The 20,193-nt window shown below is 54.8% G+C and carries 25 protein-coding genes; 17 read left to right on the top strand and 8 right to left on the bottom strand.

Features of this window, described 5'->3' with window-relative positions:
- Nucleotides 1-179: 179 nt before the first annotated feature.
- A complete protein-coding gene (gene bkdR / locus V6L79_RS18600) occupies nt 180-668 on the top strand; it encodes a Bkd operon transcriptional regulator BkdR (RefSeq protein WP_016781430.1) in 489 nt (162 codons plus the stop codon).
- 1 nt (nt 669) lies between these two features.
- Here the strand turns inward: bkdR and V6L79_RS18595 are convergent, their stop codons facing one another.
- Nucleotides 670-1,215, bottom strand: coding sequence for a histidine phosphatase family protein (locus tag V6L79_RS18595; protein ID WP_261738799.1), 546 nt, complete (start codon nt 1,213-1,215; stop codon nt 670-672).
- Between the two features lie 193 nt (nt 1,216-1,408).
- Between V6L79_RS18595 and copC the strand changes: the two genes are divergently transcribed.
- Together copC and copD are read left to right on the top strand one after the other, a co-directional pair.
- The gene (copC, locus tag V6L79_RS18590; RefSeq protein ID WP_261738798.1) at nt 1,409-1,783 is read left to right on the top strand and encodes a copper homeostasis periplasmic binding protein CopC; all 375 of its coding nucleotides are present in this window, start codon (nt 1,409-1,411) and stop codon (nt 1,781-1,783) included.
- A 4-nt stretch (nt 1,784-1,787) separates the two neighbouring features.
- Complete coding sequence (copD, locus tag V6L79_RS18585; protein ID WP_338580333.1) at nt 1,788-2,639, top strand: copper homeostasis membrane protein CopD; 852 nt, start codon at nt 1,788-1,790, stop codon at nt 2,637-2,639.
- Between the two features lie 113 nt (nt 2,640-2,752).
- Here copD and lpxO read toward each other — a convergent pair whose 3' ends face one another.
- From lpxO to V6L79_RS18565, 4 genes are all read right to left on the bottom strand, one after another.
- Complete coding sequence (lpxO, locus tag V6L79_RS18580) at nt 2,753-3,652, bottom strand: lipid A hydroxylase LpxO (RefSeq protein ID WP_321833787.1); 900 nt, start codon at nt 3,650-3,652, stop codon at nt 2,753-2,755.
- Between the two features lie 303 nt (nt 3,653-3,955).
- Complete coding sequence (locus tag V6L79_RS18575) at nt 3,956-4,645, bottom strand: endonuclease I family protein (RefSeq protein ID WP_261738796.1); 690 nt, start codon at nt 4,643-4,645, stop codon at nt 3,956-3,958.
- A 4-nt stretch (nt 4,646-4,649) separates the two neighbouring features.
- Nucleotides 4,650-4,901: a DUF1654 domain-containing protein gene (locus V6L79_RS18570; RefSeq protein ID WP_248098305.1), complete on the bottom strand. Its 252-nt coding sequence runs from the start codon at nt 4,899-4,901 to the stop codon at nt 4,650-4,652.
- A gap of 174 nt (nt 4,902-5,075) precedes the next feature.
- Nucleotides 5,076-6,155: an asparaginase gene (locus V6L79_RS18565; RefSeq protein ID WP_261738795.1), complete on the bottom strand. Its 1,080-nt coding sequence runs from the start codon at nt 6,153-6,155 to the stop codon at nt 5,076-5,078.
- 439 nt (nt 6,156-6,594) lie between these two features.
- On the opposite strand from V6L79_RS18565, the gene V6L79_RS18560 reads away from it, so the two are divergent.
- The 7 genes from V6L79_RS18560 to V6L79_RS18530 are packed head-to-tail and all read left to right on the top strand — an operon-like array spanning nt 6,595 to nt 13,555.
- Nucleotides 6,595-7,548, top strand: a complete 954-nt coding sequence (locus tag V6L79_RS18560) for a sugar ABC transporter substrate-binding protein (protein WP_261738794.1) — start codon at nt 6,595-6,597, stop codon at nt 7,546-7,548.
- Between the two features lie 55 nt (nt 7,549-7,603).
- Nucleotides 7,604-9,160, top strand: coding sequence for a sugar ABC transporter ATP-binding protein (locus V6L79_RS18555; protein WP_321833783.1), 1,557 nt, complete (start codon nt 7,604-7,606; stop codon nt 9,158-9,160).
- Complete coding sequence (locus V6L79_RS18550; RefSeq protein ID WP_261738792.1) at nt 9,157-10,134, top strand: ABC transporter permease; 978 nt, start codon at nt 9,157-9,159, stop codon at nt 10,132-10,134. Before V6L79_RS18555 ends, V6L79_RS18550 begins: the two co-directional genes overlap by 4 nt.
- Before the next feature lie 3 nt (nt 10,135-10,137).
- On the top strand, nt 10,138-11,172 hold the full coding sequence (locus tag V6L79_RS18545) for a LacI family DNA-binding transcriptional regulator (RefSeq protein ID WP_338579331.1): 1,035 nt from the start codon (nt 10,138-10,140) through the stop codon (nt 11,170-11,172).
- A gap of 10 nt (nt 11,173-11,182) precedes the next feature.
- Nucleotides 11,183-12,103 carry a ribokinase gene (rbsK, locus tag V6L79_RS18540; protein ID WP_261738790.1) on the top strand — a complete coding sequence of 307 codons (921 nt, stop codon included), beginning with the start codon at nt 11,183-11,185 and terminating at the stop codon, nt 12,101-12,103.
- Nucleotides 12,100-12,504: a D-ribose pyranase gene (gene rbsD / locus V6L79_RS18535; protein WP_261738789.1), complete on the top strand. Its 405-nt coding sequence runs from the start codon at nt 12,100-12,102 to the stop codon at nt 12,502-12,504. Before rbsK ends, rbsD begins: the two co-directional genes overlap by 4 nt.
- A gap of 22 nt (nt 12,505-12,526) precedes the next feature.
- Complete coding sequence (locus tag V6L79_RS18530; protein ID WP_338579330.1) at nt 12,527-13,555, top strand: nucleoside hydrolase; 1,029 nt, start codon at nt 12,527-12,529, stop codon at nt 13,553-13,555.
- A gap of 17 nt (nt 13,556-13,572) precedes the next feature.
- Here V6L79_RS18530 and V6L79_RS18525 read toward each other — a convergent pair whose 3' ends face one another.
- Nucleotides 13,573-13,773 (bottom strand): hypothetical protein, encoded by a 201-nt coding sequence (locus V6L79_RS18525; RefSeq protein WP_261738787.1) that lies wholly within the window; start codon nt 13,771-13,773, stop codon nt 13,573-13,575.
- A 144-nt stretch (nt 13,774-13,917) separates the two neighbouring features.
- Here V6L79_RS18525 and V6L79_RS18520 point away from each other — a divergent pair, with 144 nt between their 5' ends.
- Both V6L79_RS18520 and V6L79_RS18515 read left to right on the top strand, forming a co-directional pair.
- A complete protein-coding gene (locus V6L79_RS18520; RefSeq protein WP_261738786.1) occupies nt 13,918-14,223 on the top strand; it encodes a hypothetical protein in 306 nt (101 codons plus the stop codon).
- Nucleotides 14,224-14,386: 163 nt separating this feature from the next.
- Nucleotides 14,387-14,695: an I78 family peptidase inhibitor gene (locus V6L79_RS18515; RefSeq protein ID WP_261738785.1), complete on the top strand. Its 309-nt coding sequence runs from the start codon at nt 14,387-14,389 to the stop codon at nt 14,693-14,695.
- Nucleotides 14,696-14,766: 71 nt separating this feature from the next.
- Here V6L79_RS18515 and V6L79_RS18510 read toward each other — a convergent pair whose 3' ends face one another.
- Both V6L79_RS18510 and V6L79_RS18505 read right to left on the bottom strand, forming a co-directional pair.
- On the bottom strand, nt 14,767-14,979 hold the full coding sequence (locus tag V6L79_RS18510; RefSeq protein WP_003179963.1) for a cold-shock protein: 213 nt from the start codon (nt 14,977-14,979) through the stop codon (nt 14,767-14,769).
- A gap of 293 nt (nt 14,980-15,272) precedes the next feature.
- Nucleotides 15,273-15,575 carry a hypothetical protein gene (locus tag V6L79_RS18505; protein WP_261738784.1) on the bottom strand — a complete coding sequence of 101 codons (303 nt, stop codon included), beginning with the start codon at nt 15,573-15,575 and terminating at the stop codon, nt 15,273-15,275.
- Nucleotides 15,576-15,939: 364 nt separating this feature from the next.
- Between V6L79_RS18505 and thrS the strand changes: the two genes are divergently transcribed.
- The 5 genes from thrS to pheS all read left to right on the top strand — a co-directional run bounded on the left by thrS (nt 15,940) and on the right by pheS (nt 20,178).
- Entirely contained in the window at nt 15,940-17,862 is a 1,923-nt protein-coding gene (gene thrS, locus V6L79_RS18500) for a threonine--tRNA ligase (protein ID WP_261738783.1), read from the top strand.
- Nucleotides 17,862-18,413, top strand: a complete 552-nt coding sequence (gene infC / locus V6L79_RS18495) for a translation initiation factor IF-3 (RefSeq protein WP_171970586.1) — start codon at nt 17,862-17,864, stop codon at nt 18,411-18,413. Before thrS ends, infC begins: the two co-directional genes overlap by 1 nt.
- Nucleotides 18,414-18,472: 59 nt before the next feature.
- On the top strand, nt 18,473-18,667 hold the full coding sequence (gene rpmI, locus V6L79_RS18490) for a 50S ribosomal protein L35 (RefSeq protein ID WP_003442181.1): 195 nt from the start codon (nt 18,473-18,475) through the stop codon (nt 18,665-18,667).
- A gap of 28 nt (nt 18,668-18,695) precedes the next feature.
- Entirely contained in the window at nt 18,696-19,052 is a 357-nt protein-coding gene (gene rplT, locus V6L79_RS18485; protein WP_003442184.1) for a 50S ribosomal protein L20, read from the top strand.
- 109 nt (nt 19,053-19,161) lie between these two features.
- Nucleotides 19,162-20,178, top strand: coding sequence for a phenylalanine--tRNA ligase subunit alpha (pheS, locus tag V6L79_RS18480; protein ID WP_048383162.1), 1,017 nt, complete (start codon nt 19,162-19,164; stop codon nt 20,176-20,178).
- Nucleotides 20,179-20,193: the final 15 nt, after the last annotated feature.

Raw genomic sequence — 20,193 nt, 5'->3', positions numbered from 1 at the left:
GTTTATTAGGCGCGGGAGCTAGGTTTTACGTCGAAGATCTGTCTGATAAGAGATTCAGATCTTGTCCTACAACAATCATATTCCTGACGGTGAAGAATATTTCTCTGTAGTTGGTTGTGCTTTGAAGCATTTAAGGATAAGAATTCTTTATAAACATAAAAAACAGGTGTTTTTATCTCATGCGCAAGCTAGATCGAACGGATATCGGGATTCTCAACAGTCTTCAGCAGAATGCACGCATCACCAATGCGGACCTTGCGCGTTCGGTAAACCTGTCGCCGACGCCGTGTTTCAACCGGGTCAAGGCGATGGAAGAACGTGGCCTGATCCGTGAGCAGGTGACCCTGCTTGATGCCGATATGCTGGGCCTGCACGTCAATGTGTTTATCCATGTCAGCCTGGAGAAACAGGTCGAAGAAGCTCTGCAGCATTTTGAAGCGGCGATTTCCGATCGCCATGAAGTCATGGAGTGCTATTTGATGGCCGGCGACCCGGATTATCTGATCCGGGTTTTGGTGCCCAGTATTCAGGCGCTGGAGCGCTTCATGATGGACTTTTTGACCAAGGTGCCCGGCGTGGCCAATATCCGCTCCAGCTTCGCGCTTAAACAGGTGCGCTACAAAACGGCGTTGCCCCTGCCGCCCGGGGGGCTAACGCTGGAAGAGTAATCTAAACCCGCAACCGCCAACGTTCATTGAAGCGCAGGTCAACCACCGACAGCGGTTCCACGTCGATCAGGTTGAAGGAGGCGGTACTGGCTGCCAGCGCATGCAAAATGGCGGCGCGGATGACAAAGGGATGAGTCACCACGGCAAAATGGCCCTCTTCACGAAACTCGTCGAGCCAGGCGCTGACCCGCAGGCAGAGGTCTTGCACGGATTCGCCGCCATGGGGCGCTGAGTATGGGTTGTTGATCCAGCTCGTCAGTGCTTGGGGCATGCTCTGTTGCAGGTCTGACAGACGCAGGCCCTGCCAGTCGCCTATATCGTAATCCCCCAGCGCGGGCACGATTTCAATTTCGCCGCCCAGTGCCTGAGCGGTTTGCAAGGCTCGGGTTTCGGGGGCGCAGAGGATGCGTACTGGTTTTTTCAGGGCCACACTCATTTCAGCCGCCAGCAGCAACCCCTTGGGCTCAGCCGGCTCATCCAGCGCAAAGCGTCCCAGACGCTGGGCTTCAGTGCGGGCATGACAAATAAGGCTGAGACGAATGGGCATGCTGAGATCCTTGCGGGGGAGGCGTAGTGTCTGGTTTCGGAGTTACTGCGTGCCTTAAAGTCAGTTTAGGCCAGGGTCTGACGTTTCGTTGTGAACCGCATCGCTGGGTCAAATTTTGCCAGGCGCGGCCACAACCAAACGTCAACAGACCCTAGTATTATGACCGCGTATTTCACTCTCCAGGTACTTTGCAATGTCTGCTGCTTTCTTGAAAAAAATCCTCAATACCGCTGCGTTGCTGACACTGATGGCCGGTGCCAGCGCGGCATTTGCCCATGCCCATCTGGAACAGTCGACACCTGCCGCTGACAGCACCGTCAGTAATGTCAAAGAACTGCGTCTGGCTTTTACTGAGGGCGTGGAACAGGCGTTCACCAAGGTCGTCCTTACTCATGACCAGGCACCGGTTGCAGTGAGCAGCATCAAGACCGAGCCCGCAAACAAGAAAATCCTGATTGTAACTCCAGCCCAGCCGTTGCCAGCGGGCACCTATAACGTGAAGTGGAACGCAGTGTCTGTCGATACCCACAAGAGCACCGGCGATTACAGTTTTACGGTGAGCAACTGAGTTGATTGTCAGCGCAATGGTCATCTGCCGGTTTGTACACTTTTGCGTGCTGCTGCTGATGTTCGGGGCCTGTGCATTCAGGCCCTTGCTGCTCGGCGCCTACCCAGCCATCGACATTGATCGGCAACTGCGCAAGGTCAAACGCGGCCTGGCATGGCTGGGACTGCTCAGCGGTGTGGCCTGGTTATTGTTGACCACCCATTCCATGGCCGGTAGCTGGCCCGAAACACTAGAGCCCGCCACGCTGTGGCTGGTGCTGGGCAGCACTTTTTTCGGTCAGGTCTGGGCCTTTCATCTGCTGTTTTGCGTGTTGCTACTGATTGCCTTGTATCGCCCGGGACGTTTTTACCTCGTGTGGACGCTGAGCTTTCTATTGCTGGCCACTTTGGCGCCGGTGGGGCACGGCGCGATGCTGGATGGCTGGCGCGGGCAACTGCTGATGCTCAACCAACTGGTGCATTTGGTGTGTGTCGGGACCTGGGTCGGAGGCCTGATGGGGTTGTTGCTGATCCTTGTACGTCCTGCCGGGCAAGCCGTGAGCGCGGTTTTGCAGCGCTTCAGCAATCTGGGGTTTGTGTTGGTTGCCGGGATCATTCTTACCGGGCTGATCAATACACGAGTATTGACCGGGGCACTCTGGCCTACGCCATTGTTTGAAGGCTTCGCACTGATCCTGTTGATCAAAGTGACGCTGGTGGGCGTGATGCTATTGCTGGCGCTGTTCAATCTGCTGATGAGTCGCGCGGGGCACTTGGCCATTTTGCGCAGCAGCGTGGCACTTGAGTGGCTCTTCGGGCTGGCGGCCGTGGCTGCGGTTTCATTGCTCGGAACCTTGCCGCCACTGGTGGTGCGCTGATTCCTGTAGCCGCTGTCGAGGCACGAGGCTGAGATAAGGGCCGTAGGTCCTTCAAATTTTCGGGGCCGCTGCGCAGCCCATCGCAGCCTCGTGCCTCGACAGCGGCTACAGGTCTAAATCAATAAAAACACGCCCAGCAACGCGCCGAACACTAACCACTTTTCCAGGTAATAACGGGTGCGGTTGCGCTTTTTCAGTTCTTTGCCGCGCAGGCGAATCTTGTACAACCGGGTAAATGCGCGGTTCAAGCCCCCGGTTTTGTCATTGTCATCGTTTGGTGAACTGGCAGAGGCCATGACCGTGCGGCTGAACCACCGGTTGAAGGCGCTGGCCCAGCGATATTGCATCGGCCGTTCTACATCGCAGAACAGGATGATGCGGTTTTTGTCCGTGGCGTTTTCGGCGTAATGGATAAAAGTTTCATCAAACATCACGGCTTCGCCGTCACGCCACGCGTAGCTCTGCCCGTCGACGTTGATATGGCAGCCCGGATCATTTGGCGTGTCCAGGCCCAAATGAAAGCGCAGCGAGCCCGCATAAGGATCGCGATGGCGCACCAGCTTCGAACCGGGCGGCAACTCGGCAAACATGGCGGCCTTGATCGTGCCGATGCTGTTGAGCAGCTCGATGGTTCGCGGGCACAGTTCGACCGCTGACGGGTGATTGTCGCCATACCACTTCAGATAAAAGCGCTTCCAGCCGCTCTTGAAGAACGAATTGAACCCAACATCATTCGGTTGTTCAGAACGTTTGATTTCACCCGCCTGCATCAGGCTTCGCGCTTCTTCGCGGATTTCCTGCCAATGGTCCTGCAAGGGCTGCAGTTCGGGAAAGTCCGCAGGCTTGAAGTAAGGCTGGCTGGGGACTTTGGAGAACAGGTACAGAAAACAATTGATCGGTGCCAGGAAGGTCGAGTGATCGCTCAGCTGGCGCCCCAGCTTATGGCGTACTTTGCCCCGCAGGTGGACATATGCGATGGACAAAACGTAGACAGCAATAATGATGAGTTTCAAGAGTATCGTCACAAGTCAGGAGAAACGCAGCCCTGCATACACGCAAGTGGCCCGATGTCCTGTAGGAGATATCGGGCGCTGGTGTCGCTTGTTGGGAGCCAAGTCGTAAGGTTAAAACAGCACTTTGGGCATTTTCCAGCTTTTCATCCTGTTTTTGCACCTCTTTGGGTACAGTCTTTGGTCGTGTTGCGGGCAGGATGGTGGCCGGTTCTCATTCTGTCGAATTAAGGCATCGACCTCGGCAGGCCCCCTGAGCTGTGGCGGGGCCACGGCGGGTGACAGGGCGAGAACGACGCGATGTCGTCAGCCGCAGGCTTTGAGGTTGACCGGGCCAACGAACTCGTTGCCACGGCCCATCACGCACGCGACCGCCTGGTTGCGTTGACGTTCCCAGGCCTGGACGGGGTAGGTTTTGTTCCAGGCCTCGTACAGCTGTTGGTCCTGTTTTGATAGACGTAAATTGTATTGCTTGCTCATGTAAAAGTAGGTGCGCGCGATCATGCCGCGGATGGAAGGTCGGGGCATGACCTTTTTAGCCTTGAAATCGACCTGTGTCAGGCACGAGCCATATTGGCCCTTTTGCTCGGGTAGCCAGCCAAAACTGAAGTTGTTTCTGTCCCCATTTACCTCACCAATGCTGGGCACCAGGTTGTGCAGGTCAGCTTCTGCGACCTTGTACACGGGATCGTTACGTGTGCAGTTTTTTCGCCCACCACTTTGCCAGCATTGGCGCTGATGGCCGATCTGCCAGGCCGGAACGATGTGTTCCCATTCTATGCGCGCTGCCCGGTTGGCATTCTTGCGCGGGATGTAACCACAGGCTTTGAGGTCGACGCGGTTGCCGGTGTATTTGCAACCGCAATAAAACTCGGTGGACTGTGGTGCGTAGAGTTTCCAGGCGACTTTCTTGGCTGCGCTGAAGGTCTGCGGGGCTTCGGCCTGAACGCTTAGAACGGTGAAGAGACTGACCAGTGCCAGTAAACGAACCTTCATTTACTCAATCTTCCTCAAGCACGGTCCAGAAAATATTGACCCCGCCATCATCGCGATGGGCAACGGTGACGTTGTCGTTTTCGGAAATTTCTTCCAGCAGGCGCTCCCAGAACTCAGGGTTGTCGCCTTCGAGTCGCTCAAGTACCGCCATTTTGTCTTTTTGAGCTTTTGGCGAACTGATGATTTTTTGTATGCGCGTGCCGAAAATTTCGTAGGGGCTCGGAGGGGTCGGCTCTTTAGCCGCTTTTTTAGCCATGATGCGATCCTTGGTGTGCTGTATGCGCATACAGTATTTAACTGTGCCAGATTTGGCAACTGTTTGGTGTATTGGCGAGCATCTTCGACTGTTAATCAGCGCCAAAAAAAGGCCGCCTCCCACAGGGGAGGCGGCCTTTTCACGTTCAAATCGCTAGCGCTTCAAGCGTGCGACTTAGTACTCCCAGAACATCCGCTGCAGCTCTTTGCTGTCTTGGGTTTTGGTCAGTGCGACCATGGCCAGGATGCGAGCTTTCTGAGGGTTCAGGTCGTGGGCTACAACCCAATCGTTTTTGTCGTCAGGCTGCTCTGCGTTACGCAGTACGAAACCGCCGTTGTTTACGTGGGAAGAGCGAATGATTTGCACGCCATCCTTACGCAGGGCTTGTAAGGTTGGAACCACACTCGAGGCTACTGAACCGTTGCCTGTGCCAGCGTGGATGATGGCTTTGGCGCCGGATTGTGCCAACGCTTTGTAGGCGGTGTCGTCGACGTTGCCATAGGAGTAGGCGATGCCTACGTTTGGCAGGCTCTTGATGTCTTTAATGTCGAATTCGGAATCCATGGTGTGACGCTTGGCCGGCAAGCGGAACCAGTAGGATTTGCCTTCAACGACCATGCCCAGTGGGCCCCATGGGCTTTTGAATGCTTCGGTCTTGATGTTGATCATTTTGCTGACATCACGGCCGGACTGGATCTCGTCGTTCATGGTGACCAGCACGCCTTTGCCGCGAGCTTCTTTGCTGCCGGCAACGGCAACAGCGTTGTACAGGTTGAGCATGCCGTCAGCCGACATCGCGGTGCCTGGGCGCATGGAGCCAACAACAACAATCGGTTTGTCGGTTTTTTCGACCAGCGTCAGGAAGTAAGCGGTCTCTTCCAGAGTGTCGGTGCCGTGGGTGATAACGATACCGTCGACATCCTTGCTGTCAGCCAGTTCGGCGACGCGGCGGCCCAATTGCAGCAAGTTTTCGTTGGTGATGCTCTCGGATGCAATTTGCATCACTTGTTCGCCACGTACGTTTGCCAGTTGGCTCAGCTCGGGAACACCGGCGATCAGCTTGTCGATGCCGACTTTGGCTGCGGTGTAAGTGGCGCTGTTTGCAGAGCTTGCGCCCGCACCGGCAATGGTGCCGCCTGTAGCCAGAATGATGACATTAGGTTTGGCGACAGCTTCTTGTGCCTGAACAGTCGGCAGTGCCAGCAGAAGGGCCAGTGCGCCCGGAACAATCGTTTTCAACACAGCATTTTTCATTGTTTTTTCTCTTATTAGTGAGTGTGCCGATGTACACACCGAGCACGGCGCGCGCCATCCTTAGGCCACGAGCGGTGTTAGAAAGGCATTATTTGTGCCAGAGCGAGGAGTGTTGTGTTTTGAGGCTAACTAATTGATTTATAAGCATTTAATTTGTTGGTAATTTATTTTGTAATTAAATAAGACGGTTTTCCGAACAAAAGTCGATTTTGTGTTCGGAGAGTCGACTGCTGGTCGGTGAGGGGCAGGTTTTTTTCACGTTGACAAATAACAACCAGCTTTCCATAGTAAGGTTCAAGCAAACGTTTGCGCCGCTTTTTTTGAACCTGCATCTGCAAGTTCTCACCCATGACCTATTGCCAGTGACACGGTTTTTGGCAGTCAGGCGGAGCGCGAGCGGGACGTTGCTCACAATAATCATAAGATCGGAGTTACTTCCATGAAGCTGCCATTTGCTGGACGCCTCCTTGCTGTCGCCATGCTGGCTGCGGCATCCCTTACCCTCCCTGTTGCTTATGCGGATACGCCTCAAAAACCCAAAGTTGGCCTGGTGATGAAATCGTTGGCAAACGAGTTCTTTGTCACCATGCAGAAGGGCGGTGAGGACTATCAGAAAGCGCATTCGGCCAGTTTCGACCTGGTCTCCAACGGGATCAAAAATGAAACCGATACTGCAGGCCAGATCGACATCATCAATCAGATGATCATCGCCAAGGTCGATGCACTGGTGATTGCTCCCGCGGACTCAAAAGCTCTGGTTTCGGCCATCAAAAAAGCCAAGGACCGTGGCATCGTGGTAGTCAATATCGACAACCAGCTGGATCCCGAAGTGCTGAAAAGCAAAGGCATCGAAGTGCCGTTTGTAGGGCCCAACAACCGGCTGGGCGCTCGTGAAGTCGGGGAGTACCTGGCGACCAAGCTGCAGGCGGGCGACGAAGTGGGGATCATCGAGGGCGTATCGACTACCACCAATGCCCAGATGCGCACTGCAGGTTTCAAGGATGCGATGACCGCAGCCGGGATGAAAATTGTGCCGGTGCAGTCGGGCAATTGGGAAATTGACGGCGGCAACAAGGTCGCAGCGGGCATGCTCAGCGAGTACCCGAACCTCAAGGCCATCCTGGCGGGCAATGACAGCATGGCACTGGGTGCGGTGTCGGCCATTCGTGCTGCTGGTAAGGTCGGTAAGGTGCAGGTTGTAGGCTACGACAATATCGATGCGATCAAGCCGATGCTCAAGGATGGCCGAGTATTGGCCACGGCTGATCAGGCGGCAGCCCAGCAGGCAGTTTTTGGTATTGAAACCGCGCTCAAGCTGGTCAAGAAAGAGCCGGTCGAGAACCTCAAGGATGGCGTCATTGATACCCCTGTCGAACTGGTCATCAACAAGTAATCCAATTCGCTGTCGCAGGCACCTGCCCGGTTGGGCGGGTGCCCGGAGAAATGTTATGTCTGCTCCTGATGCCAGCGTGGTCCTCACGGTCAGCGGGATTGGTAAAACTTATACTCAGCAGCCGGTACTGGCAGGCATTGATCTGTCGCTGTATCGCGGCGAAGTGCTGGCTCTGACCGGCGAGAATGGCGCGGGTAAAAGCACTCTGTCGAAGATCATTGGTGGCCTGGAAGTTCCGACTCTTGGCCATATGCAGTTCAATGGTCAGGCCTACACCCCCGGCAGTCGCTCACAAGCCGAGATGCAGGGTGTGCGCATGGTCATGCAGGAACTGAACCTGTTGCCCACGCTGACGGTGGCTGAAAACCTGTTTCTGGATAATTTGCCCAGCCGCATGGGTTGGATCAGCCGTAAGCAATTGCGCAAAGCAGCCATTGAGGCCATGGCCCAGGTTGGGCTGGAGGCGATAGACCCCGACACCCTGGTCGGGGAACTGGGTATTGGTCATCAGCAAATGGTCGAGATCGCTCGCAACCTGATTGGCGACTGCCATGTGCTGATCCTTGATGAGCCCACGGCGATGCTCACTGCACGTGAAGTCGAAATGCTCTTTGTGCAAATCGAACGGTTGCAGGCACGGGGCGTGGCGATTGTTTACATCTCTCATCGCCTTGAAGAGCTGGCTCGGGTGGCGCAGCGGATTGCCGTGCTGCGTGACGGTTGCCTGGTGTGTGTCGAGCCCATTGCCGATTACAGCAGCGAGCAGTTGGTCAATCTGATGGTCGGGCGTGAGTTGGGTGATCAGCTGGATTTGGGCGAGCGCACCTTAGGGGATACTGCGCTCAAGGTCTGTGCGATCAGTCGTTCGGACAAGGTGCAAGATGTCTCTTTTGAGGTCAGAAAGGGCGAAATATTTGGCATTTCAGGGTTGATCGGGGCAGGGCGCACTGAGCTTTTGCGGTTGATTTATGGCGCTGACTTAGCCGATAGCGGCACGGTTGCAGTGGGCTCTCCGGTGCAGGTGGTCAGTATCCGTTCGCCCGCAGATGCGGTGAGGCAGGGTATCGCCCTGATTACCGAGGACCGCAAGGGCGAGGGGTTACTGTTGACCCAGTCGATCAGTGCCAATATCGGCCTGGGCAATATGCACCGGATCTCCCGAACGGGTGTGGTCAATGGCCAGCAGGAAGCCGCACTGGCTCAGCGCCAAATAGACGCAATGGGCATCCGCAGCACCGGCCCCGAGCAAGTGGTATCGCAACTCTCCGGCGGCAACCAGCAGAAGGTGGTGATCGGTCGCTGGCTGGAGCGCGACTGTACGGTCCTGCTGTTCGATGAACCCACTCGCGGTATCGACATTGGCGCCAAGTTCGATATTTACCGGCTGTTGGGCGAGTTGACGCGCCAGGGCAAGGCGCTGGTTGTGGTGTCGAGTGATCTTCGCGAGTTGATGTTGATCTGTGACCGGATCGGCGTGCTGTCTGCGGGGCGTCTGATCGATACTTTTGAACGTGACAGCTGGAGCCAGGAACAATTACTGGCAGCCGCTTTTGCCGGTTATCAAAAACGAGATGCGTTGCTCGCAGAAGCCGCGCCAAAGGAAGCCTCATGAAAGCCACCCTCGTGCCGCGAAAAAATGCACACAACTATTACGGAATGGGCACCTATCTGGGGTTGGCGGGCGCTTTGCTGGCCATGATTGTCCTGTTCTCCAGCCTGAGTGACCATTTTTTCTCTTATGACACGTTAAGCACCCTGGCCAATCAGATCCCGGATTTAATGGTGCTGTCTGTCGGCATGACCTTTGTACTGATTATCGGTGGTATCGATCTGTCGGTTGGCTCGGTGCTGGCCCTGGCGGCATCTGCGGTCAGCGTGGCGATCCTGGGATGGGGTTGGAGCGTTTTGCCCGCAGCGCTGTTGGGCATGGGCTGTGCAGCTCTCGCCGGGACAATTACAGGCTCGATCACGGTGGCCTGGAAAATCCCCTCGTTTATTGTGTCGCTGGGTGTTCTGGAAATGGCCCGGGGTGCGGCCTACCAAATGACCGGTTCGCGTACGGCCTATATCGGCGACGCTTTCGCCTGGCTTTCGAACCCGATTGCCTTCGGTATTTCGCCTTCTTTTATCATCGCATTGCTGATTATTGTGGTGGCTCAGGCCGTACTGACACGCACGGTGTTTGGCCGTTATCTGATCGGGATTGGTACCAACGAGGAAGCCGTACGCTTGGCCGGTATTAATCCAAAGCCCTACAAGGTTTTGGTTTTCAGCATGATGGGCTTGCTGGCCGGGGTGGCTGCGTTGTTCCAGATATCTCGTTTGGAAGCGGCGGACCCTAATGCCGGTTCGGGTCTTGAGTTGCAGGTTATTGCAGCCGTGGTGATTGGCGGCACGAGTCTGATGGGTGGGCGCGGTTCGGTGATCAGTACCTTTTTCGGGGTGCTGATTATTTCGGTATTGGCTGCCGGGTTGGCTCAAATCGGCGCAACCGAGCCTACCAAGCGTATTATTACCGGTGCTGTCATTGTGATAGCAGTGGTATTGGACACTTACCGCAGTCAACGTGCACAGCGACGGAATTAAGCGATGGCAACTATTAAAGATGTCGCGGCAATGGCAGGCATTTCGTATACGACGGTTTCTCATGTTTTGAACAAAACCCGTCCCGTCAGCGAGCCGGTCCGCTTGAAAGTTGAGGAAGCCATTGCGCATCTCCAGTATGTACCCAGCGCTGTAGCGCGCTCCCTTAAAGCAAAAACGACAGCGACTATCGGTCTGTTGGTGGCCAATAGTCTGAACCCATACTTTGCCGAGTTGGCCCGAGGCATCGAGGACTACTGCGAGCGCAACAATTACTGCGTGATCCTGTGCAACTGCGACGACGATCCTGACAAGCAGCGCAACTACCTGCGAGTGCTGCTGGAAAAACGGGTCGACGGGCTGGTTGTTGCTTCCGCAGGGGGCGACCTGGGGATGGCGAGCGGGCTGGTCGGGGTTCGAACGCCGATGGTGATCGTCGACCGCAGCCTTGAAGGTGTTGATGCTGATTTGGTGCGAATCGATCACGAGTTGGGCGCTTATCTGGCCACGCGTCATTTGCTCGACCTGGGCCATCGTGCCATCGCCTGTATTGGTGGGCCGGCTATTACCCGTGTTGCGCAGCAGCGTACGGCCGGGTATCTGCGGGCCTTGGCAGAGGCGGGTATTTCGGCCCCTGAGCACTGGATGGTCGAAAGTGATTTCAGCAGTGTTGGTGGCTATCAGGCCGCTGTCGGTCTGCTGGAGAGCAACCCGCCCTCGGCCATTTTTGCCTGCAACGACATGATGGGCATCGGCGTATTGCGGGCCGCTGCCGAGCGCAATATCCGGGTGCCGGAGCAATTGTCGGTTATCGGTTTTGATGATGTGCAGATGAGCCGTTATGTCTATCCATCGCTGACCACTGTCGGGCAGTCGATTCTGCAATTGGGCGAAATGGCCGCACAGTTATTGTTGCGCCGTATTGCATCGCCCGAGCGGGCTGTCGAGCAGAAAATCGTCAGCCCTGGGATTGTGCTGCGCGAATCCACCAAAGCTTATGTTGAGACGCCGCTTAAGTACCCCCAAAAAATCAATGGATGAGTGTCGATAGATGCAAGCAAATGTAGTGGTGATTGGCAGTCTGAACATGGACCTGGTCACGCGAACCGAGAGACTGCCGCATCCGGGAGAAACCGTGTTTGGGCAGTCCTTTGCCACGGTGCACGGAGGCAAGGGGGCCAATCAGGCAGTAGCGGCATCGCGCCTGGGCGCCCGGGTAGCCATGCTCGGGTGTGTCGGTAGTGACGCTTATGGCACGCAACTGCGCGAAGGGCTGCTGGCTGACCAGATCGATTGTCAGGCGGTGCGTACCGTGTCCGGTAGTGCAAGTGGTGTGGCGCTGATTACGGTCGATGCCAAGAGCCAGAACACCATCGTGGTCGTTGCGGGTGCCAATGGCTGCCTTGAACCGCAGGACATCAAGACCTTTGATCAGGTTTTGCAAGGCGCGCAAGTGCTTGTTTGCCAGCTTGAAGTGCCGATGGAAACTGTAGGTTGTGTGCTCGCTCGCGGGCGTGAGCTGGGTAAAGTTGTGATTCTCAACCCCGCGCCTGTGAGTGGCCCGCTGCCAGGGCACTGGTACGCCACCATTGATTATTTGATTCCGAATGAGAGCGAGGCGTGGGCACTCAGCGGGGTGACGGTTGACTCGCTTGAGTCGGCAGAGCTGGCGGCTCGTCGGCTCGTCGGGTTCGGGGCGGGCAAGGTGATTGTGACACTGGGCGCGCTGGGCGCTCTGTTTGTCAGCGCGCAGCGTGTTGCGCACTTTGCTGCGCCCAAGGTTGAAGCTGTGGATGCCACTGCGGCGGGAGACACCTTTGTGGGAGGCTTCTCGGCCGGGCTGGCGGCTGGCATGGATGAAGACGATGCAATCCGCTTTGCCCAGGTTGCGGCGGCGCTGTCGGTCACCCGTGCAGGTGCCCAGCCTTCCATTCCACTGTTGCGTGATGTCCAGGGTTTTGCCAAGTCATGAAAAAAACACCTTTGCTTAATATCGCCCTGTCGCGGCTTGTCGCTTCGTTGGGGCATGGCGACATAGTGGTGATCGCGGATGCTGGTTTGCCAGTGCCCAAGGGGGTTGAACTGATTGATCTGGCTCTGACCCAAGGCGTTCCTGATGTCGCCAGTACTTTGCGTGCGTTGCTCAGCGAGATGCAGGTGCAAAGCCATGTGCTGGCCCATGAACTGCTGCTAGCGCCTTGCCCGGCACTGACATGCATTGAACAACATGCCAGTAACGATGAGTTGGGTTCGAGGCTCTTGCTCACCCACAGCGCCTTCAAAGAGCTGTGCCAACAAGCAAGAGTGATTGTTCGTACCGGGGAGTGTCGCCCCTACTGCAACATTGCCCTGGTCTCGGGTGTAACCTTTTAGATAAAAATACAGGGAGTTGTTTATGTTGCGTTTTAACCGGTTTTTTAAACCATTGATCAGGAGTGTCCTGCTTTTGTCCGCTATCACGATTTCAAGTGTTCAGGCTGCAGACAAAATTGATTTGATTATCGACACGGACCCCGGTGCGGATGATGTTGTCGCGCTACTGTTGGCGCTGGCTTCGCCAGAGCAATTGAATGTGCGGGCGATTACCACCGTGGCGGGTAATGTGCGGTTGGACAAGACCTCGCGCAATGCTCGGCTGGCGCGGGAGTGGGCAGGGCGTGAAGACGTTCCGGTCTATGCCGGGGCGCCCAAGCCGTTGGTACGCTCTCCTATCTACGCCGAGAACATTCACGGTCAGGAAGGTGTGACAGGTGTACCTGTGCATGAGCCTGCGAAAGGGCTTGAGCCTGAAAATGCGGTTAACTACTTGATCGATACATTGCGGGCGGCCAAGCCTGGCAGCGTGACCATTGCCATGCTCGGGCCACAGACCAACCTGGCCCTGGCGTTGATTCAGGCACCCGATATTACTAAGGGGATCAAGGAAGTCGTACTCATGGGAGGCGCTCACTTCAACGGGGGGAATATTACCCCGGTCGCCGAGTTCAACCTTTATGCAGACCCGCATGCAGCCGATGTGGTGCTCAAAAGCGGCGTCAAGCTGACGTATGTGCCGCTCGATGTAACGCACAAGATTCTGACCAGTGAAGCGCGTTTGAAACAGATCGCTGCATTGGGCAACACGGCCGGCAAACTGGTTGGCGATATCCTCAATGAATACGTCAAAGGTGATATGGAACACTACGGGTTGCCAGGCGGGCCCGTGCACGATGCCAGCGTTATCGCATACCTGCTAAGCCCGGAGTTGTTTACCGGGCGTGAAGTGAACCTGGTAGTGGATACGCGCGAAGGGCCAACCTTTGGCCAGACAATCCCGGATTGGTACAACACCTTGAATCAGCCAAAAAATGCCTTCTGGGTCGAAGACGGGGACGCACAAGGCTTTTTTGATTTGCTGACGGCACGGCTGGGCCGGTTGAAGTGATCTAAGCGCGCGCAGGTTCAGGTCAGTTTCGCGAGTTCACCCTGTTTGTACTTTTCGAAAACCTGACTGACAAAAGCTCGGGCTGCATCTGTCCCGAGCTCTTTGACTAAAAGGTCGATGCCGATGATGGCCAGCTCTTCAGGGCTGCCTGGGCTGTAGGAACACTGGCCTTGAGGCCACTTGGCCTTGATATCTGCGTCGATGCTGACTGTTGTCATGGGGTGCTCATGAGGGGGCGTGAAAAACGATTTTAGCAAAAAGCCACCCTTAAGCTATCAGGAGACCAAAGTTTTCCTGTCTCAACTTTGACATCAGGTCTGTGGTGCATGCCACACTTGCGCTTTTCAAGAGCGGTGCAGGCCATGCAAATTGATTTAAACGACCCTGAGGGCCTGACCCTTGCTGCGGTGCGCCAGTTGCTGGCTTCGGCGGGTGACGATGAACACACTCAGCTGCGCGTGAGCAAGGCGGGTATTGCTTACATTTCATCTGGCGTAGTGGGCGGTGTAGATACCGACGGGCTGCTTTTCAGGTTGGAAACCTGGGCGGCTGGATCTGGCTATGTCGGAAAAGTCGCGGCTAGCGATGAGGTATGGGTGATGCAGATTTTCAACGCCCTTAAAGACAACTGGCCTAACCCGCCATTTGACTACATTGATGTGTACTGATTTCGTACACATATTTGGCAATGATTAGATGCGTGCGGTAACAGTCCGCGTGTGCAAAATCGTGCATGCGCAGGCCAATCAAGTGGGTGCAGTCAGGCGCCATGCAACCTATTTTCGAAAAAGCTGTCGCAAGGGTTCAGACTATTTATCTTAAGGAGGCTTCATGTCTTGGAAGCTAGTGTCATTGGGCTCGTTGTTGGCAGTCGTAGCACTGTCAGGGTGCAGCACCCAGAATTCAGTTAAAGAACCCGTCGCTGATGCAGGGCATAGCCGTTGCGATGCTAAATCAGCAGAGTTTGTGATCGGTAAAAAGGCTTCGTCCGAGCTTCTGGAGCAGGCCCGCGTAAAGGCCGGTGCGCAAAACGCGCGGATCTTGTCGCCGCACGACGTAATGACGCTTGAGTACCGTTCGGATCGTTTGAATCTCAATGCGGATGACGATGCAATCATTACCCGGGTTAACTGCGGCTAACGTACGGCTGACGATGCATCAGGCATAAAAAACCCCGTCACATGGACGGGGTTTTTTTGTTCGAGGGAGATTTACTCCGGACGAACCTGTGCAGCTTGCATACCCTTTTGGCCTTTCTCAGCCACGAAGGAAACGGTTTGGCCTTCTTTCAGGCTTTTGAAACCGTCGCTTTCGATAGCTTTGAAGTGTACGAACAGGTCGTCACCGCCACCTTGAGGAGTGATGAAGCCGAAGCCTTTTTCATCGTTGAACCATTTTACGGTGCCGGTTTGGCGATTAGACATGGTGTATCTCCAAGAAACTTATATTTTCAGTAGTACTGTGCTGCTCAGGCCAACTGGGCACACCGAGCTATCATAGTCGAAATGTGCGCTTTGGGAGCCCCCCCGAGCTGCAGATTGCTGCAATGTTAGCTTTTGTCTGCCGCTTAAAACCTTCGAAACCCCCGTATTACGGGGGTTTGATGGCCAAAAAGACTTGGAAAAAAAGCAGTCACGAATATATATTTTTTAAGCAAAAAGGATTTTTAGGCCGCTTTTGCTCTGAGCAAGACCCAAATTGGCCCTGAAAGCAGGGTCTATTTTGTTGCCCGGCAGGTCTGTATTGCATCCAGAGCCTTGGTACGAAGCTCGGCGCTCGGCTGAGTCGTCTTGCTCATCAACTGCTTGATCTCAGCAGTCGAGAACTTTTCAGACAGCTTGTCCGCGCCGCATGCGCAATGCTGCTGGGCTGTTTTGGCATCGACGTTTTGGCTTGCCGCTGCGACGCAGTCTTTCATGTAATCTTTTTTGGCCCCGGCTGGCCAGTTGTCGGCCTGGGCACTCAGGGGCAGCAGCATTGCCAAAGGTGCTGCGAGGGCGAGGAGGCGGATCATGCGCATAAGATGCTCCTTGTAAGTATTAAAACCGAGTGTGTATCACTGAGTATCTGAAAGGTTAGTGCAGCTCAAGTTCACCATGCTTGTAAGAATGTTTCCTTTATTTGGATGCAGGGCAGGGTCTACAACAGAGAGCGGACATCTGTGCTAGCATGCCGCCCTTGGCTGTTTTGTGCTTTTGTGTACTCCCTGAGTCGCAATGCCGGGCCATTAACCTTATTGATTTGAACTCCAGTCACTCTGGTTCGGTTCTCGTTTGGCCGCAAGGCTCCTGCCACTGTGAGGCAGGCATACTCCCGAATCGCGTACTGGCTCATCCCAACCCACGTGACCTTTGGTAGGGGTCACCACTAGGAGAGGAGGCGCCATGCCAACTATTACTCTTCCCGACGGCAGTCAACGCTCTTTCGATCATCCTGTATCTGTTGCTGAGGTAGCCGCTTCAATTGGCGCGGGCCTGGCAAAAGCCACCGTGGCCGGCAAGGTCAACGGCAAGCTGGTTGATGCCTGTGACCTGATTGAAAACGACGCCACTTTGCAAATCATCACGCCAAAGGATGAAGAGGGGCTGGAGATCATTCGTCACTCTTGCGCCCACTTGGTCGGTCATGCGGTGAAACAACTGTTTCCGACGGCCAAAATGGTGATCGGCCCGGTGATCGATGAAGGCTTTTATTACGATATCGCCTATGAGCGTCCGTTTACTCCGGATGACATGGCCGCTATCGAAGCGCGCATGCAGCAACTGATCGAAAAAGATTACGACGTCATCAAAAAAGTCACTCCGCGTGCCGAAGTGATTGATCTGTTTTCCGCTCGTGGCGAAGACTACAAGCTGCGTTTGATCGAAGACATGCCGAACGAACAGGCCATGGGTTTGTACTTCCATGAAGAGTACGTCGACATGTGCCGCGGGCCTCACGTCCCGAACACGCGCTTCCTGAAGTCGTTCAAGCTGACCAAGTTGTCGGGCGCCTACTGGCGTGGCGATGCCAAGAATGAGCAGTTGCAGCGTATTTACGGCACTGCCTGGGCTGACAAAAAGCAGCTCGCGGCTTACGTTCTGCGTATCGAAGAAGCCGAGAAGCGCGATCACCGTAAAATCGGTAAGCGTCTTGGCCTGTTTCATACCCAGGAAGAAGCACCGGGCATGGTGTTTTGGCACCCGAATGGTTGGACGCTTTACCAGGTACTTGAGCAGTACATGCGCAAAGTACAGCGCGATAACGGCTATCTGGAGATCAAGACTCCTCAGGTAGTGGATCGCAGCCTGTGGGAAAAGTCCGGGCACTGGGCCAACTACGCCGAAAACATGTTCACTACCCAGTCGGAAAGTCGCGATTACGCGATCAAGCCGATGAACTGCCCTTGCCACGTGCAAGTGTTTAATCAGGGTCTGAAAAGCTACCGTGAGTTGCCGCTGCGTCTGGCGGAGTTCGGTGCTTGCCATCGTAATGAGCCGTCGGGTGCCTTGCACGGCATCATGCGTGTGCGTGGCTTTACTCAGGACGATGCCCACATCTTCTGTACTGAAGAACAGATGCAAGCCGAGTCGGCAGCTTTCATCAAGCTGACCCTGGATGTGTACGCTGACTTCGGGTTCAAGGACATCGAGCTCAAGCTGTCAACGCGTCCTGAAAAGCGCGTGGGTTCTGATGATCTGTGGGATCGCGCTGAAAGTGCATTGGCCTCGGCCCTTGATAGTGCGGGTCTGCCCTACGACTTGCAGCCGGGTGAAGGCGCCTTTTACGGACCCAAGATTGAATTTTCTCTGAAAGATTGTCTGGGTCGTGTCTGGCAATGTGGTACCCTGCAGCTCGATTTCAACCTGCCTATCCGTCTTGGCGCAGAATATGTGTCCGAAGACAACAGCCGCAAGCACCCGGTTATGCTGCACCGTGCGATCCTTGGATCGTTCGAACGCTTTATCGGTATTTTGATCGAGCATTACGAAGGTGCGTTCCCTGCGTGGCTGGCGCCAACCCAGGCAGTGATCATGAATATCACTGATAAACAGGCAGATTTTGCTGCTGAAGTTGAAAAAACTCTCAATCAGAGCGGATTTCGTGCCAAGTCTGACTTGAGAAATGAAAAGATCGGCTTTAAAATCCGCGAGCATACTTTGCTCAAGGTTCCTTATCTCTTGGTTATCGGAGATCGGGAAGTCGAGATGCAGACTGTCGCTGTGCGTACACGTGAAGGTGCTGACCTGGGCTCGATGCCCGTCGCGCAATTCGCTGAATTCCTCGCACAAGCGGTTTCCCGGCGTGGTCGCCATGATTCGGAGTAATTATTATTAAGCGTGAAATGAGACAAGATAAACGAGCTGCACCGAAAGCCCCGATCAACGAGAATATCTCTGCACGCGAGGTTCGGTTAATTGGGGCTGAAGGCGAGCAGCTTGGGATTGTGTCAATTGAAGACGCGCTTCTTAAAGCTGAAGAGGCCAAACTGGATTTGGTGGAAATTTCCGCTGATGCAGTACCCCCAGTTTGTAAGCTGATGGACTACGGCAAATCTATCTTCGAGAAGAAGAAACAGGTTGCCGCTGCAAAGAAAAACCAGAAACAGATCCAGGTTAAAGAAATCAAGTTTCGTCCAGGGACGGAGGAAGGGGATTACCAGGTAAAACTGCGCAACCTGGTACGTTTCCTGAGTGATGGGGACAGGGCCAAGGTATCGTTACGATTCCGCGGCCGTGAGATGGCCCACCAGGAGCTGGGTATGGAACTGTTGAAGCGGGTTGAAGGTGACCTGCTTGAGTACGGGACCGTCGAACAGCATCCTAAGATGGAAGGACGCCAGCTGATTATGGTCATCGCCCCGAAAAAGAAGAAGTAATCACTAGGGCACGGCAGGCCTTTTGATTATGTTTATCAACTGAATGCGGAGTACCGAACATGCCAAAGATGAAAACTAAAAGTGGTGCTGCTAAGCGGTTTCTGAAAACTGCTAACGGCATCAAGCACAAGCACGCTTTCAAGAGCCACATCCTGACCAAAATGTCGACTAAGCGTAAGCGTCAATTGCGCGGTAGCAGCTTGCTGCATCCGTCTGACGTGGCAAAAGTGAAGCGCATGCTGCGCCTTTGCTAATTTCGGTCAAGAATAGAGGAAGTAACTCATGGCTCGTGTAAAGCGTGGCGTTGTCGCCCGTAAACGTCACAAAAAAATTCTGAAACTGGCTAAAGGCTACTACGGCGCACGCTCACGCGTATTCCGTGTTGCCAAGCAAGCGGTAATCAAGGCAGGCCAATACGCCTACCGTGACCGTCGTCAGAAAAAACGTCAGTTCCGCGCTCTGTGGATCGCTCGTATCAACGCTGGTGCACGTATTAACGGTCTGTCCTACAGCCGTTTCATCGCCGGCCTGAAAAAAGCTTCCATCGAGATCGACCGTAAGGTTCTGTCTGATCTGGCAGTGAACGAAAAAGCGGCGTTTGCTGCGATTGTCGAGAAAGCTAAAGCCACTCTGGCTTAAGTACCCCCGACAGTCACCTGGGCTTGCCTGTGTAAGCCCGGGTGCTAAACGTCTTAAATAGGGGAAGAGCCTTCAAGCTCTTCCCCTATTTTGTATCTGGAGTCTGTACATGGAAAACCTGGATGCGCTGGTCTCTCAAGCACTAGAGGCTGTGCAAAGCGCTGAAGATATCAATGCCCTGGAGCAAATCCGGGTTCAATACCTTGGCAAAAAAGGCGAATTGACTCAGGTGATGAAGACCCTGGGCAATCTGCCGGCCGAAGAGCGTCCGCAGGTCGGTGCTCTGATCAACGTTGCCAAGGAGCGTGTCACAGAGGTTCTCAATGCGCGCAAGGCGTTGTTTGAAGAGGCTGATCTGGCCGCCAAACTGTCCGCCGAGTCCATTGATGTAACCCTGCCTGGCCGTGGCCAGACCTCAGGCGGCCTGCATCCGGTTACCCGGACTCTGGAACGTATCGAGCAGTTCTTCACCCATATAGGCTACGGCATCGCCGAAGGTCCTGAGGTCGAAGACGACTATCACAATTTTGAAGCACTCAACATCCCAGGCCATCACCCGGCCCGGTCGATGCATGACACCTTCTATTTCAATGCAAACATGTTGCTGCGCACCCATACCTCGCCGGTACAGGTCCGCACCATGGAATCGAAACAGCCGCCGATCCGCATCGTCTGCCCAGGCCGTGTGTATCGTAGCGACTCCGATATCACCCACTCGCCGATGTTCCACCAGGTCGAAGGCCTGTTGGTCGATCGCGATATCAATTTCGCCGACCTGAAAGGGACGATCGAAGAATTCCTGCGGGTGTTCTTCGAAAAAGAACTGGCTGTGCGCTTCCGTCCTTCGTACTTCCCGTTCACTGAGCCTTCGGCTGAAGTGGATATGGAATGCGTGATGTGCAGCGGCAAAGGCTGCCGTGTCTGCAAGCAGACAGGCTGGCTGGAAGTCATGGGCTGCGGCATGGTTCATCCGAACGTACTGCGCATGTCCGGGATCGATCCAGAAGAGTTTTCGGGCTTTGCCTTCGGCATGGGCGTTGAGCGTCTGGCCATGCTGCGTTACGGCGTGAACGACTTGCGTCTGTTCTTCGACAACGACTTGCGGTTCCTCGCGCAATTTCGCTAGTCGTAACGAATTCTT

The sequence above is a fragment of the Pseudomonas sp. ML2-2023-6 genome (assembly GCF_037055265.1).
GTDB lineage: Bacteria > Pseudomonadota > Gammaproteobacteria > Pseudomonadales > Pseudomonadaceae > Aquipseudomonas > Aquipseudomonas kulmbachensis.
This window is presented reverse-complemented; position numbering and strand designations above follow the sequence as displayed.

What these genes read in the sequence shown, in the direction of transcription:
- bkdR (WP_016781430.1), top strand. Translation starts at nt 180, where the DNA reads ATGCGCAAGCTAGATCGAACGGATATCGGGATTCTCAACAGTCTTCAG.
- V6L79_RS18570 (WP_248098305.1), bottom strand. Translation starts at nt 4,901, where the DNA reads ATGGCTAAAAAAGCGGCTAAAGAGCCGACCCCTCCGAGCCCCTACGAA.
- rplT (WP_003442184.1), top strand. Translation starts at nt 18,696, where the DNA reads ATGGCTCGTGTAAAGCGTGGCGTTGTCGCCCGTAAACGTCACAAAAAA.
- copC (WP_261738798.1), top strand. Translation starts at nt 1,409, where the DNA reads ATGTCTGCTGCTTTCTTGAAAAAAATCCTCAATACCGCTGCGTTGCTG.
- V6L79_RS18525 (WP_261738787.1), bottom strand. Translation starts at nt 13,773, where the DNA reads ATGACAACAGTCAGCATCGACGCAGATATCAAGGCCAAGTGGCCTCAA.
- V6L79_RS18545 (WP_338579331.1), top strand. Translation starts at nt 10,138, where the DNA reads ATGGCAACTATTAAAGATGTCGCGGCAATGGCAGGCATTTCGTATACG.
- V6L79_RS18555 (WP_321833783.1), top strand. Translation starts at nt 7,604, where the DNA reads ATGTCTGCTCCTGATGCCAGCGTGGTCCTCACGGTCAGCGGGATTGGT.
- V6L79_RS18515 (WP_261738785.1), top strand. Translation starts at nt 14,387, where the DNA reads ATGTCTTGGAAGCTAGTGTCATTGGGCTCGTTGTTGGCAGTCGTAGCA.
- V6L79_RS18510 (WP_003179963.1), bottom strand. Translation starts at nt 14,979, where the DNA reads ATGTCTAATCGCCAAACCGGCACCGTAAAATGGTTCAACGATGAAAAA.
- V6L79_RS18520 (WP_261738786.1), top strand. Translation starts at nt 13,918, where the DNA reads ATGCAAATTGATTTAAACGACCCTGAGGGCCTGACCCTTGCTGCGGTG.
- rbsK (WP_261738790.1), top strand. Translation starts at nt 11,183, where the DNA reads ATGCAAGCAAATGTAGTGGTGATTGGCAGTCTGAACATGGACCTGGTC.
- pheS (WP_048383162.1), top strand. Translation starts at nt 19,162, where the DNA reads ATGGAAAACCTGGATGCGCTGGTCTCTCAAGCACTAGAGGCTGTGCAA.
- thrS (WP_261738783.1), top strand. Translation starts at nt 15,940, where the DNA reads ATGCCAACTATTACTCTTCCCGACGGCAGTCAACGCTCTTTCGATCAT.
- V6L79_RS18575 (WP_261738796.1), bottom strand. Translation starts at nt 4,645, where the DNA reads ATGAAGGTTCGTTTACTGGCACTGGTCAGTCTCTTCACCGTTCTAAGC.
- rpmI (WP_003442181.1), top strand. Translation starts at nt 18,473, where the DNA reads ATGCCAAAGATGAAAACTAAAAGTGGTGCTGCTAAGCGGTTTCTGAAA.
- V6L79_RS18560 (WP_261738794.1), top strand. Translation starts at nt 6,595, where the DNA reads ATGAAGCTGCCATTTGCTGGACGCCTCCTTGCTGTCGCCATGCTGGCT.
- rbsD (WP_261738789.1), top strand. Translation starts at nt 12,100, where the DNA reads ATGAAAAAAACACCTTTGCTTAATATCGCCCTGTCGCGGCTTGTCGCT.
- V6L79_RS18595 (WP_261738799.1), bottom strand. Translation starts at nt 1,215, where the DNA reads ATGCCCATTCGTCTCAGCCTTATTTGTCATGCCCGCACTGAAGCCCAG.
- V6L79_RS18550 (WP_261738792.1), top strand. Translation starts at nt 9,157, where the DNA reads ATGAAAGCCACCCTCGTGCCGCGAAAAAATGCACACAACTATTACGGA.
- V6L79_RS18505 (WP_261738784.1), bottom strand. Translation starts at nt 15,575, where the DNA reads ATGCGCATGATCCGCCTCCTCGCCCTCGCAGCACCTTTGGCAATGCTG.
- V6L79_RS18530 (WP_338579330.1), top strand. Translation starts at nt 12,527, where the DNA reads ATGTTGCGTTTTAACCGGTTTTTTAAACCATTGATCAGGAGTGTCCTG.
- V6L79_RS18565 (WP_261738795.1), bottom strand. Translation starts at nt 6,155, where the DNA reads ATGAAAAATGCTGTGTTGAAAACGATTGTTCCGGGCGCACTGGCCCTT.